8 protein-coding genes and 1 pseudogene are annotated in these 13,335 nt (G+C 47.6%); 4 read left to right on the plus strand and 5 right to left on the minus strand.

What is annotated here, in order from left to right; all coding sequences use genetic code 11:
• Positions 1-21 precede the first annotated feature (21 nt).
• From G8759_RS14160 to G8759_RS14175, 4 genes are all read right to left on the minus strand, one after another.
• Positions 22-1,863 (minus strand): RagB/SusD family nutrient uptake outer membrane protein, encoded by a 1,842-nt coding sequence (locus G8759_RS14160; protein ID WP_167208988.1) that lies wholly within the window; start codon positions 1,861-1,863, stop codon positions 22-24.
• Positions 1,864-1,873: 10 nt separating this feature from the next.
• Positions 1,874-5,335 carry a TonB-dependent receptor gene (locus G8759_RS14165; RefSeq protein ID WP_167208990.1) on the minus strand — a complete coding sequence of 1,154 codons (3,462 nt, stop codon included), beginning with the start codon at positions 5,333-5,335 and terminating at the stop codon, positions 1,874-1,876.
• A gap of 221 nt (positions 5,336-5,556) precedes the next feature.
• Entirely contained in the window at positions 5,557-6,642 is a 1,086-nt protein-coding gene (locus G8759_RS14170) for a FecR family protein (protein ID WP_167208992.1), read from the minus strand.
• A 69-nt stretch (positions 6,643-6,711) separates the two neighbouring features.
• Positions 6,712-7,308 carry an RNA polymerase sigma factor gene (locus G8759_RS14175; RefSeq protein WP_167208994.1) on the minus strand — a complete coding sequence of 199 codons (597 nt, stop codon included), beginning with the start codon at positions 7,306-7,308 and terminating at the stop codon, positions 6,712-6,714.
• A 521-nt stretch (positions 7,309-7,829) separates the two neighbouring features.
• Here G8759_RS14175 and G8759_RS36545 point away from each other — a divergent pair.
• Positions 7,830-8,660, plus strand: a pseudogene (locus tag G8759_RS36545) (IS982 family transposase).
• Between the two features lie 307 nt (positions 8,661-8,967).
• Here the strand turns inward: G8759_RS36545 and G8759_RS14190 are convergent.
• On the minus strand, positions 8,968-9,237 hold the full coding sequence (locus tag G8759_RS14190) for a LytTR family DNA-binding domain-containing protein (protein WP_167209000.1): 270 nt from the start codon (positions 9,235-9,237) through the stop codon (positions 8,968-8,970).
• A 471-nt stretch (positions 9,238-9,708) separates the two neighbouring features.
• On the opposite strand from G8759_RS14190, the gene G8759_RS14195 reads away from it, so the two are divergent.
• The 3 genes from G8759_RS14195 to G8759_RS14205 all read left to right on the plus strand — a co-directional run bounded on the left by G8759_RS14195 (position 9,709) and on the right by G8759_RS14205 (position 13,335).
• Positions 9,709-10,068, plus strand: coding sequence for a DUF983 domain-containing protein (locus G8759_RS14195; protein WP_167209003.1), 360 nt, complete (start codon positions 9,709-9,711; stop codon positions 10,066-10,068).
• A 345-nt stretch (positions 10,069-10,413) separates the two neighbouring features.
• A complete protein-coding gene (locus tag G8759_RS14200; protein WP_167209005.1) occupies positions 10,414-10,746 on the plus strand; it encodes an ArsR/SmtB family transcription factor in 333 nt (110 codons plus the stop codon).
• A 45-nt stretch (positions 10,747-10,791) separates the two neighbouring features.
• On the plus strand, positions 10,792-13,335 hold the full coding sequence (locus tag G8759_RS14205; RefSeq protein ID WP_167209007.1) for a YbcC family protein: 2,544 nt from the start codon (positions 10,792-10,794) through the stop codon (positions 13,333-13,335).

Here is a 13,335-nt window from a genome sequence, read left to right on the forward strand (position 1 = left end):
AATAACGATTACTTCCCTGGGTTACCATCCTGGATTTTGTGGAAAGCCTTCGTACAGCTTTGTATCTTTCAATTGAAAAGGAAGCCAGTTGTGCCGCTTTTCAAAGACCCGGGTAACCACCACCCGCTCCCTTAAATTGGTGGGTTTTCCGTTCGTGCCCCGATCAAAGTCAATCGCCGTTTTTTGTAGGTATTCTGGATTGCCGGCAATGTTCCACCGGCGCAGATCAAAAAAGCGATGACCTTCAAACGCGAACTCAACGGCCCTTTCCCGGATAATTTCTTTCATGAAGGCGTCTTTTGAGCCCGTGTACTTACTGTTCAGATTGGGCAATGTAGCCCGATTGCGAATGGTGTTGATGGCATCGACAGCTGTTAGCGTCCCCGCTGGTGCTTTGGCCATTGGTGATCCATAGCCATGTAGTACGGCTTCGGCATACATCAGGTATACATCGGCAAGGCGCATCTGCGGATGATAGGACTGAAAATTCCCCCATCGATTATCCCAGGGATTGCAGCCTTTCGGTGTCCATTTTTTATAAAAGTAACCGGTTACACTCCCGGCTACATTGCTGCTGGCAGATGTGCCATTCCGATGCATGCCATTATTGGCTAACTGGGCAAACTCATTCTGCTTAGCCGCTGCTACGGTGGCATTATCTACCAAACGCACACCGTCGTAAATAATGTCGATATAAAATCTCGGGTCACGCCCGGTCCAGGGGTCGTTAGGGTTGTAGCCTGATTCGGGGTCATCGATAGGCAGGCCATTGGCCATTCCGTAATTTTTAATGAAGTTATGCGTAGGCACTTCAACCCGGTTGTTGCCTGCTCCAAACTGCACTGGATTGCTGGTGCGGTTGGTAGTAAACCGGACATAACTCGGAATGTAAACGGTCTGGTTCATGATTACTTCGGTACCACCCGGCCGATCCCGGTTACTAGGCGACCAGACCCAGAAATTATCCGTCCAGGTGGCCCACGTTTGCAGCCGGTATACACCGGTTTCCGCGCAGAGTTTAATCACTTCGGCAAACACATCAGCGGCCTGTTTGCTCAATTCTGTATCGTAGGCATTCTGTCCGGTCGACGATTCGTTCATCATGGGGCTGGCGGCATATAGCAGGTTTTTACCCAGCATCGACAGCGCATGAATTTTCGTAATCCGCTGCGCATTATTGCCCAATGTAGCACTCCCCATGGTGGTTCCATCCCATTTCAGCGGCAGTAATTCGGCGGCATCCTTAAAATCTTTAGCTGCTTTCAGTGCTGCTTCCAGGTATGTAAGCCGGGCTAGGGTGAGAGGTTCCGACGAACTCTGTACGTCATCAACATAGGGAAGCCCACCGTAATAGCGCATTAATTCAAAATGAAAAAAGGCCCGAAAAAACAGGCACTGGCCTTTGATGGCGTTTTTTTCTTCCTGGCTGGCAGCCGTCAGCAAGTCCAGATTACTTAAACCGAGGTTCGCTTTTCGGATGGCGTACCAGGCAAACGGCCAGACTCGCATTCCGGTAAGATTGGAATAGTAGTTAAAATTGGGGCTGGCACCGTATAGAAACGTCGTCTGGTTCCAGTAGTTGCCATCGTCCCAGGGCAACGGAACATTAGACAACACTTCGTCGGAAGCACTGAAATTATAATATTGATTTCCGCCCAGTACTTTATGAATGTCGACCACACTATTGTACATCTCCTCCACAAACCCCTGAAAGCTGACAAAACTTCCAAATACATCTTTATCGGTTATGGTTGCCTCAGGTGATCGGTCAAGGTAACTCTCACAGCCACTGAAGATAAACCCTATGAACACGACACAACTTGTCAGCCAACGGCTGAGTGTGTACAGTTTATTTCTGATCATGACCTATTGGTTAAAAAGTTAAGTCGATACCGAAATTTATTCGCCGTGGAGTAGGGTAAGCACCCGCATTGGCAGCACCACCCGAAGCCGCCGACTCCCGGTCGTCGGGAAGATTCGACCAGAAGAGCAGGTTGTTGCCATTGACAAACAACCGGAGCGAACCAAGCCCCAGGCGGCTTGCAACCGTCTTCGGGAAACTGTAGGCAACCTCGGCCGTGCGTAGCCGAACAAACGATCCATCGTAGATAAAATAGTTGCCAATAAACTGGCCCGGCGACTTCCATCGGGGAAGAAAGGACGTAGCATCCGGGTTATCTTTTGACCAGTAATCCCTTACGTGCGAAAAAAGTACGTTCTGATACAGGTAGAAGTTGTCCAGCGGGATATACCTTGACACATTGTTGACGGCAAAAAATTGCACCATGACGGAGAATCCTTTGTAACTGGCACCGATGGATGCGTTGTAATTATTCTGCGGTACGTCGGAATGGCCAAAGGGCACCGCATCATCATTGCTGGTAATTACACCATCGGCATTGTAATCCAGCGTATTATAGTAGCCGGGCAACTTGGACAGGTCGTTGGTTTGCTGCGGAACACTGGAAAATACTTCATCCCAGTTGTTGTAAAAACCGGTATTCACTAAGCTTCGGGTTTGTCCGATCTGGTAGCCAGCCTGTTTCTGATAGGCAACCTGTAAGGCCGGATCATCCCGATTTATTATGCTATTCTGGGTGTGTGTGTGGGAGAAATTTCCCCAAAGGTTTAGACCGGTGGGAAACCGCTTATTTACCTTTAGCTCCAGTTCATACCCTTTTGATTTTACCTGGCCCCCATTGGCCGAAGGCGGTGTTGCTCCGAAATAGGGGGCAATCGCCCGGGATGTTCCCGTAATGATAATATCTGTCCTGTTTTCCGTAAAATAGTCAACGTTTAGCTGGATCAGGTCATTGAAAAGGCCCAATTCAGCGCCATAATTGTTTTTTTTGGCTTTTTCCCAATGAATATCCGGGTTCCCGACAATCGATTCCTTATACCAGATATAAGGACTTTTTTCGTTCGGGTTTGCATTCAGTAGGCTGGAGTTGCCGTAAGTATACTGCGACTGATAGGCCCATCTGGCCCCACCGGCATCGTCGCCTACGGTTCCGGCACTGTAGCGGAATTTCAAGTGATTGATCCAGGAGACTTTAAAAAACTTTTCATTCGTAACATTCCAACCAAATGCGTAAGAGGGGAAAAAGTCAAATCGATAGCCGGGACCGAACTTTTCAGATCCGTTGTAAGCACCATTAAATTCAAATAAATACCGGGAATCATAATCGTAGGTCGTTCGAAAAACCCAGTCTTCGCGGTAACTTGGAAACATACTCCCCTGCGCGAACTGTTCGCGTTTGAATAAACCCATCGCTCCCACATTGTGTTTATCGAATGAACGCGTATAATTCGACTGCAACTGATACATCAGTCGGCGCCGGATGGGCAGGTAGCCTGTAAAGGTTGAGGATACTTCTTCCGGGTTAATTGTCCACTGGCTCGGCACCCAGTCAAACGCATTGGCAGCAATAACCGGTGTTGTTTCTGTGTACTGGCTGGGGTCTTGTCCTTCACCGGTGTACCGGTCAGGATAAACAATTTTTCCGAGCAGATTGCCTTCAGGGCGCACGTGGTTCTGATCCGTAATGCCGCCAACGGTTTGCAGGCTATTATCATAGAACAACAAACCCGTTATACTGAGCCCTTTCGTAATAAAGTCCAGTTTCTGTTCGAGCGCAAAATCAGTATTTAACGTTACTTCACGACGCTGCCAGACTCCGGTATTATAAATTAACGCAACCGGGTTTTGAAGTGCCTCCGGCGGCAGTGAATAATTCTGCCCCCAACTTCCATCCGCATATTGCGGCAAAATGACATCTGGCGGAAACCGATACGCTGCAGCCCAGGCAAGTGGGTTAGTGCCCGACGAACCACTTGCGAACGAGTAGTTGGTATTTTTCTGGCTGTAATAACCGGCCAGATTCATTTTTAGGGTCGTTGTTCCGGTAACCCGAAAGTCCAGGTTGCTTCGAAAGTTAAACCGGTTGAAACTATAGCTTGGATCGTAGTTTTTGTAATTCTCGTATTTCTTGAACATGTCGCTCTCGTGCAGATACGCCAGCGATCCAAAATATTTGACAAATTTGGTCCCGCCCGTTACGTTCAGATTCGCTTTGTGCGACCAGGATACATCCTTGAACATGGCTTCCTTCCAGTCGACATTGGGATAGAGTATGGAGTTAATATCGCTTTGCGGCTTCCGGTAACGTAGTGCCACTTCATACGGTACATAGTCGCCCCACGAAACTGGGTTGATAGGGCCTTCACGCTCAATCATTTCGTTTCGGAGCATGATCGCTTCGTAGGAGTCCAGTTTTTCGGGCAGCCGCGAAACCGATAAGGCCGTTGTATTATACGAGACGGCAAGCTGGGGTTTAGAATCCGACCCCCGCTTGGTGGTAATCAGAATGACACCATTGGCCCCCTTTACTCCAAAAACCGCTGTGGCTGAGGCATCCTTTAGAACTGAAATCGTGGCGACCTCATTCACGTCGATGTTCTCCATGTTTCGCTCAACTCCATCTACCATGATGAGTGGCTGGCCCCCGTTCCAGGTATTGCGGCCACGGATGAAAATCGACGTAGCGCTTTCTCCACTGGCGGTTCCGCCCGGCTCTCCGCTGGCTGTAATCGTTGTCAGACCCGGCAGGTTTCCGGTCAACGTCTGTTTGAGGTCAGTTACGTTGCCCACTCTTTTTAGCTCCTCAGTCGACGTCTGTACAATAGAGCCCACCACGCTCTGCTTTTTTTGCGTACCAAAACCTACTACTACCACTTCATCGAGGGTCTTATCGTCACCTTTCAGTACCACATCAATTCTTGTCCGGCTTCCTATGGTAATTTCCTGGGGTAAAAAACCTACGTAGGAAAAAATAAGAATCGTTTCTTTGGCTGGTATGCTAAGCGAAAACTTTCCCTGGGTATCGGTGGTCGTACCTCGTTGAGTTCCTTTGATCAGAACGCTTACGCCAGGCAGTTTTTCGCCTTTCTCGTCGGTAACCGTTCCCGTAATCGGAATGTCAGCCGTAGCGCCCGCGCCCAAGTTAAGTTCCGTTGCCGACGAGTTTGGTTCGACTTCATTGGACGATAGCACAATCTGCTTGTCAATGATCCGGTATTTTATGCTGATCGGTGTAAGCAGCCGCTTAAGCACATCCGCTAATTTGTCGTTCCGATAATTTACCGAAACGACAGGCTGTTCGGGCAGCAATTTGGTCCGGTACGTAAACGTGATGTCAAGCTGTTTCCCAATCTGGGATAGAACTTCTGCCATACTCCGATTCTCCATTTTAAGAGTAATCTTCTTACTCAGTAAGTCCTGTGTACCTGGTTTACGGGCCAGGGTAAAATTTGTAAAAACGAGTACTGTAACCATCGGTATCAGTAGGCGTCTCAGCAGGATTCGGAAGTTTAGGAAATCACAAGCTTTTCTCATTAATTTAATCATTCTTGATTTTAGCAAAGGCAATAACTTCCCTGTATCCGTCTAACGGATATGGATATACGTCTATAAGCTGGGGAGGGAAAAGTCTTGGTGCTACGACCGTCGGGCTTTTAGTTAGCAGGATAGTTTATATCATAAGCGCTCGTGTTTTTTTACATACATCGTTTAGCGTCTACTACGATTCGGGTGCCTTCTATTTTATACGTGGCGCCAATCGCTTCGCACAATACGTCCAGTCGTTGAAACAGAGACTCATTCATGAACGAGGTTGTCAGCCGGCAGTCTATGAGCAGGTTTCTGTCGAACTGGATCTCTATGCCATATGACTTTTCAAGGATATCGAATAATTCAGCAACGGGTTTATTATTAAATGTCGACGGCTGAAGTTCACTTTCCGGCAGTACAGGTAAGGGATCGTCGACGAGCGTCCGGCTTAGCCTATCCGAATCAGTTTGATAGCTGGCCTGTTGGTTAGGCAACAAAATCATTCCTGCCAATGGGCCTGCTGAAGCCTCTTTTATCTTCTCATATACAAACACCTTACCTGTTTTTACCATCACAGACACCTGTTTTCCTGCTGTGTTGGTTTTTATCCAGAAGGTTGTCCCTAATACTTTGGTAATTAATTCATTCGTATAGACAACGAACGGTTTCTTTGGATTACGGGTAACCTCAAAGAACGCTTCTCCGGTGAGGTAAACCTCACGAGTTGATGAATTAATGAACTTGGTTTTATACTGAATCTTACCCCCCCGTGATAGGGTTATGCGGCTATTATCGGGCAGTTTTATGATCATTGAGTCAATTGCCTCATTCGAAACCTGGGTTAAATCACCCGATAGCACACCATAAGCTTCACGGCTGATTGATCCCTGATTTGTTTGTTCATGCCGTATTTGCCACAGGGTTACGCCCCCAACTACTAAGACTATGGCCGCTGCGATTCTGACCCACGCCCGCTGCCAGAGCGGAATAACGATAACGGGCTGGTTTATGGAAAGCTGAAGATTTTGCCAGATCTCGTCCACATCCTGTTCGGTAACATCAGTATACGTAGATGTGCTTAGTTTCAGTACGATTTGCCTGGCCTGGTTAACCGTTTTCTGCTGAAAAGGGTACGTTTCCAGAAGAGAAGACCAAAAGAAATCATTTGCGGAGTCAGGGTATTTTACCCACCGAATAAATTCTCCGTCCTGAACGAAGTCGTCTAGATCGTATGTAGCGTATTTCTCAAACATATAGCATGGGAACCAAACATCTAAATGGTGCATTTGGACGTTTGTACTCAAAATGGCCTAAAAATATTTTTAAATTTTGTTGATATGGTTAAATATCAAGAGCAAGAGCCAGCCAGCGAATTCAACAAATTCCTTTAACTGGGAAATCGATCTGTAAATGAGATTTCGTACCGACTGGTTACTGATCTGCATAACCGAGGCTATTTCGTCGAGGGAGAAATCGTGGAAATAGCGCAATTGAATTACTTCCTGCTGGCGTTTTGAAAGCCGATTGATGGCTTTTCGGAGTGCATTGATCTGCCCCTCAAAACCTTCCTGCTCAATAATAGTGTGCTCTAGTGGTAAGTCGCTAAAAACCTTGTCCAGAATTTGTTCAACATCAGGCCCGGCAACCGGAGAGGCTTCCCTGCTGTTGTGAACAATTCGGTTACGTAACGATCGGTAGAGATAGAAGCGAATGTTATCCGTGTCGGAAAGAGTTTCGCGGTGGAGCCATAAATGAAGGAACACATCGTGAATACTGTCTTTAACGAGTTGCTGGTTGCTGGAAACCCGGTAACCATATCGTAGCAGATCTTTTATAGTTCGGTTATAGATAGAGGTAAATACCGTCCTATCTCCTTTCCGAAAAGATGCCCATAGTTCGTTATCAGATAATGATTGCACGGGACGTTATTTTTAGAGCAAACCAATAGGGGCTTTCAAAGGCAACTGAAAATTTTCTGCCAATTTCTTTACCAAAAGAAATTGGCTTATAAATCTTACTTACTGATGGCACGCAAATCTTTCCGGGATTGACGGCTTACTGATTAAATTTAACGTGAACTATGAGATTGTTTTCTAAGCTGCTAATGCCCACTGTGATTCACCAGCCATTAGTAGGCGATCACTCAAATCGATTATAGCCACTGGTTTACGCTCGTAGAAGGAGTAGGCGATCAGGCTTGCGCAGATGTTCACAAACGCATTGGTCGCAGGCCGATGGCGGGTGTGTTCTAAATTACAGACCACTTTAAGCAATTACTATAAAGGCATCTTAGAACTTACCGGCAGTCAGCGGGTAATCGTTTATAATTCGATTAATTAATCTAAGTTGCATGAAAGCTGGTTAATACGAACACACAAAAGACATAACCAAGAGCAGGCCTACCTTTGAGGTGCGAAAACATGGATAACCCCCTCTGGCTATGCCCGAAAAAGTGATTGCAATTTACTGCTTCCTAGATGATTTTTTTGTAGAAACTCGCCATCCTGGCTCGATTAAACCACAAGCTAAACCCAAAGTGAGTGACGCCATCATCTTGACGACCGCTATCATATCGGCCCGCTTCTTTGGCGGCAATCAAGCCTCGGCCATGCTCTACAGGGCTGACAAGCAAGGGGATATCATGCTCGAAAAATCGACCTTTAATTGACGATTGCACCGACTGGCCGCTACCCTGAGTGCCTTGTTTTATTAGCTGGCTGATTTCTTCAAAACACTTAATCTGACCAGTCAATACCTGATCGATTCGTTTCCGGTGTCGATCTGTGCCAACATTCGTATCAGCTGTTCGCGGCTGGTTAAAGGCGAAGAGTACCGGGGCAAAATTGCGTTTAAACGGCGTTTTTTCTTTGGGTTTCGCCTACAGGTCGTGGCTACCAGTGAGAAGCAACCGGTGCAGTTTTTTAGTCTGCCCGGCTCGTATGCCGACGTAACAGCACTTCAACTGATGCATTTGCACTTGCCACTGGGTAGCCAGGTCTTTGGCGATTCGGCTTATACGGATTACGAACAGGAAGAGCTTGACGCTCGTTGCGAACAGATCTATTTGCAGATTCAACGAACGAGTAATAGTCGTCGGGCTGATCCAAGTTGGGTGGCGGCTTACAAGAAAACGCTTCGTCAGCCTATCGAGCAGGCCATTGGCCAAGTCAAACTGCGGTTTCCTCAAACGATTCATGCCGTTACTGAATCGGGTTTTCTGATTAAGATCGTCTTGTTTCTCTTGGCCTATGCCCTCGAAACAAGTTTATGACATACAACTTAGATTAGTTAGGTGAATTTTCTTCGTCTCAGTTTGGAGCGTTTCTTGAGAATATAAAAACTACAGTCGTAACTTACTTTTAAACTCAATCAAGTGTCAACTGAAATAGGGAGCCTATATATGCACAACATGCCAAATAAGAATAAATAATCGACTTGACGGCTTCCGGATAATAACCGTTAACAGCCATCAGCTGGCCATTGAGCTATTGCTTGAACACGGCGACTTTGTTCTTGCTGACTAGAATATCCTCCAGCGATTGGGGGACAATGGTAATTTTTAACTGATTCTAACCATACTAAAAGATCCTGTCAATAGCCCGGATGGCGATCAGGAACTGGCGATTCGACCGAAAAAAATGGTCCGCATCCAATCCCTTCTGTAACTCATCCAGGCTTACGGGACTGGTGTACACCCTGGCATCCTGACAGTAGATGTAGGTCAGCGAATGTGCTGTATAAAAGTAGGCGATTTGATCGGTAGCAATCATGACTAACTCGACTTTCCAATAAATGAGAATCAGACGTCGGGGACTCGCTTCATCAGCCGGGAAAGCTGGATCGTCCATAGTCGGTATGGGCTTCTCGTTTCCCACTTTTGTTTGATAGAGAACCAGGTGGAGATTTGGCTGCCACAGACCATCTGATTCCGTAGCCAATTGACCGCGTCCCGGCGGGGAACCGCACGGTGGCCACCTATTTATCATCGGGGAAATGAAGGTAACTGGCTGATGAAAAGAAAAATAAAGTGGTCAGTCTATGCCGAAATCACCTGATCTACCGCTAGCGGAATCAGGTGGTCAATTAGTCCGAAATCACCACTGGTAAAGCATTTTTTTTCGGAATATTGGCAACAACCCGACTACACACAAAGGGATATAACTTTGGCAAATACGTTAAAAGTTTATATATTTGAATATAATAATATTAATACATCATCAACGGCGATTAAAAAGCTTCCAATCAGTGGCTTCGTTAGCAGCTGATGATATATGTTTAGGGGGTAAGTAAGAGAGGGCTGGTCGTCAATTGATACGCATATGATCGATAAATTAGGTTTTCCCAGTATTCTGGCTAACCGTTGGCCCCATTGCCATCAGGAACGATTCTTTGTCGTAGTCTCCGCTTTTAACCTACCCAAATTCGATCAAATGCACGCCCCCTGTGCCGTTTGTGGACTAAACTTTGAATCCGAGACCGGATTCTATACGGGTTCGCTCTATGTTAGTTATGCCCTCTTCGTAGCCTGGACACTGACCAACTTTGGGCTATTTGCCCTTTTCCTGGGTATCGATGTACTATCGTTCCTGTGGCCACTCATTGGAAGCAATGCAGTTTTGACGCCCTATTTTTTTAGGCTGGCCTGCCGGATCTGGTTCCGGATTTTTATGTCTACCTGATCGCTTATTTCCTTCTTTTTATTTTATAGACTATTCAATTAGTTTAAATACAAACACATATGAAAAGACTTCAAAAGTTTTACACCGATTACAAACCGTATATTTTCTCGGATGGCTGGTATTATATTCTGGTGGTGCTGTTCATCCTTTTTCTGTTTATTTTTTTCTCGTGAGCTAAACCTATTATCAACCCAACCCGGCGCTATCATAAGCCGTTGGCGATCAGAATATAATTAGTTAAGACATTGGGTGATCGGCAGGAATTAGCTACCGATAAGAGTAGCCCCTTATTGCGGAGTTAATTTTCTTCGTACATTTGAATATTATAATATATTAATTTAGCACATGGATAGTCCACTTCACCGCTATAAAGCAGCGTTTTTTAAAACCTTGGGGCACCCCCTCCGATTGGCTATCCTGGATGCTCTGCGGGCCGGCCCTCTGTCGGTTACCGAGTTACAAACGGCCACCAGTGCGGATCAATCCATGCTTTCCCAGCAGTTGTCCCGGCTCCGAACCATGCATTTCGTCACTACTCGCCGGGAAGGAACCACCGTGTTCTATCAGGTACAGGATCAGGATATCTATCAGTTCCTGGATCTGGCTCGCCAGATCTATGGGCGTCAGTTAAAGCGCTCCGAAGACATTTTGACTGAGTTGAACCAGGCTAGTTCCTGATGCACAGTCGTACGATTTACCCGGTTTTTCCAGGGTATTGAGCCTATGAATGGACACGCTATTTTCTCCAAAAATCAACCGCCAATTCCGGGTAGAACATCTCATTCGTTGTTTTCTGAACAAACCGTTCTACACGAGTTAAAGCACTACCTGCCGACGCAGGCACCGCTGAAGGATTTTGTCCACCATAATCCCTTACATGGCTTTCAGCATCGGCCCTTTGAGCAGGCCATCCAGCAGGCGGCTGAATTAGCAGGCTATCGCGTCTTATTTTCTCTGAAGGAATTTCGAGCCTTGTATGCCAATGGCCGGATTTCGGAGCCCCTGCTGGAAGCCGTCATACTGGAACGAAAAGGGGTTCACCAACAGGCTATCTGGACCATTAACCTGCTCCGAAAAACGTATCCAGCCCTTCCTACCCCTCGAATTGGGCGGTTACGGGAAGGCTGGAAGGCGTACTACCAACTTGATCTGGATGCACTGGTGCATCCAATCCTGTTTCGACTCCTGTGCAGTTTTCTCGATCAGGGAATTGCGGTGTCAGCCTTCCCGTATCGGCATCTGGATTTTCTTTCGGCTATCCGGGCCATGGAGCAAAGTAGTCTGGTCAGCCTGTTCCGGTCAAAACGCGTTCGGCGTCTGGTTCGGTCGACTACCTGCACCATCCCTGATTTAATGGCCATACTGGTTGGCCAGGAGTCTCTCTATAAGCAATACCTGTTTGATCAACAGTTTGCCCACCCGGGCTGGTCAGGCATGGTGTCGGTCATTGAAGATCAGCCCCAATCAGTACTCGATCATCGGCGCATTTCCCTACAGGCAGTTATTATGCTGGAACTGCTGTTGGAAATCGATGCACTGGATACGCAATTCGGCCAGCACTGGAAACCGTTAAGCCATCATTACCCTGACCAACCCCTCGACTTGTTCGCCTCTTCAGTCTCTACCGAGCAGTGGGAGGTCCTTTGCCTTTGGCAACAGGCCTACGAGTGGAGTTATTACGATCAGGTATTGGCTGGGATACAATTGGGGCCGGTCGAACCCGTAGTTCCGCCCAGAAGTTTCCAGGGGATTTTCTGCCTGGATGACCGGGAGTGTTCCCTCCGACGCTACCTGGAAACCCTGGATACCAACTGTCAAACCTTCGGGACGCCGGGATTCTTCAACGTTGAGTTTTTCTTTCAACCCCAGGGTGCAACCGCCTACACGAAACTTTGCCCCCCTCCCTTTTCCCCCCGTTACCTGATTAAAGAACGAAACGGGGCCAGGAACTGGCGAAAAAGCATTCACTTTTCCAAGTCCTCCCAAACCTTACTACGGGGAGTTGTCATTAGTCAGACCCTGGGATTCTGGTCAGCACTACGGCTTTTGCTGACGGTATTTCGACCGACGATGCGTCCAGAGATGGCCTCCTCCTACCAGCATATGCAGCAAGCATCCCACCTGACGGTGGAGCAAACAAGCCTGCAAAAGGAAAATGGCTTACAGGTAGGATTTAACATCGACGAAATGGCCGAGCGGGTCGAAGGGTTATTAACCAGCATTGGCCTGGTAAAGGAGTTTGCCCCGATTGTGTACGTGATTGGACACGGCGCCAGCAGTGTGAACAATCCGTATTATGCCGCTTATGATTGTGGGGCCTGTTCGGGACGTCCCGGATCGGTCAATGCCCGGGTTGTCTGCCTGATGGCCAATGACCGGCGTGTACGCGACCGATTACGGGACAAAGGCATAACGATTCCCGATGAAACACAGTTTTCAAGTGGGCTTCACGACACCACCCGCGATGATATTTGCTTTTATGACGAAGCGTTGCTATCGCCCGTCAATCAACGGCTCCATCAGCAGCATATAACCTTATTCAGGCAGGCACTGGATCAAAATGCGAAAGAGCGATCCCGACGTTTTGAATCCATAGACAGTCGGTTGAGCGCAGCCGCGATTCATGCTAACATTCGTCGGCGATCGGTATCCCTGTTTGAGCCTCGGCCCGAACTCAATCATGCCACAAATGCCGTTTGTTTGATTGGTCAGCGCAGTTTGTCGAGACATTTGTTTTTAGACCGCCGATCCTTTCTGAATTCCTACGATTATCGGGTTGATCCAAAGGGGCAGGCCTTAGCCCGTATTGTGCAGGCAGCCGTGCCAGTTTGCGGAGGCATTAATCTGGAGTATTTCTTTTCCCGGGTCGATACCCAGAAACTGGGAGCCGGTAGTAAGCTCCCTCATAACGTGATGGGCCTAATTGGCGTAGCCAATGGCTTTGATGGCGACTTACGGCCCGGTTTGCCCACCCAAATGACGGAAGTACACGACCCGGTTCGGCTGCTGATGGTTATTGAACAACTACCCGATGTGGTCCTGAAGGCGATCCAACAATCGCCACTAACCTACGAATGGTTCCTCAATGACTGGATCCATCTGGTTGTTGTTCATCCGCGCACACGGGCACTTAGTCGGTTTACATCGGGCCGGTTCGAGGCCTATAAACCCCGTCAGAAACAGGTGGAGACGATATCCGATTTACCCTCGTTGATTGCCTCCGACCAGACCAATTTCCCGGTCTATCGGCTCGCTGAAAACTCCTGA

It is taken from the genome of Spirosoma aureum, assembly GCF_011604685.1.
Lineage (GTDB): Bacteria > Bacteroidota > Bacteroidia > Cytophagales > Spirosomataceae > Spirosoma > Spirosoma aureum.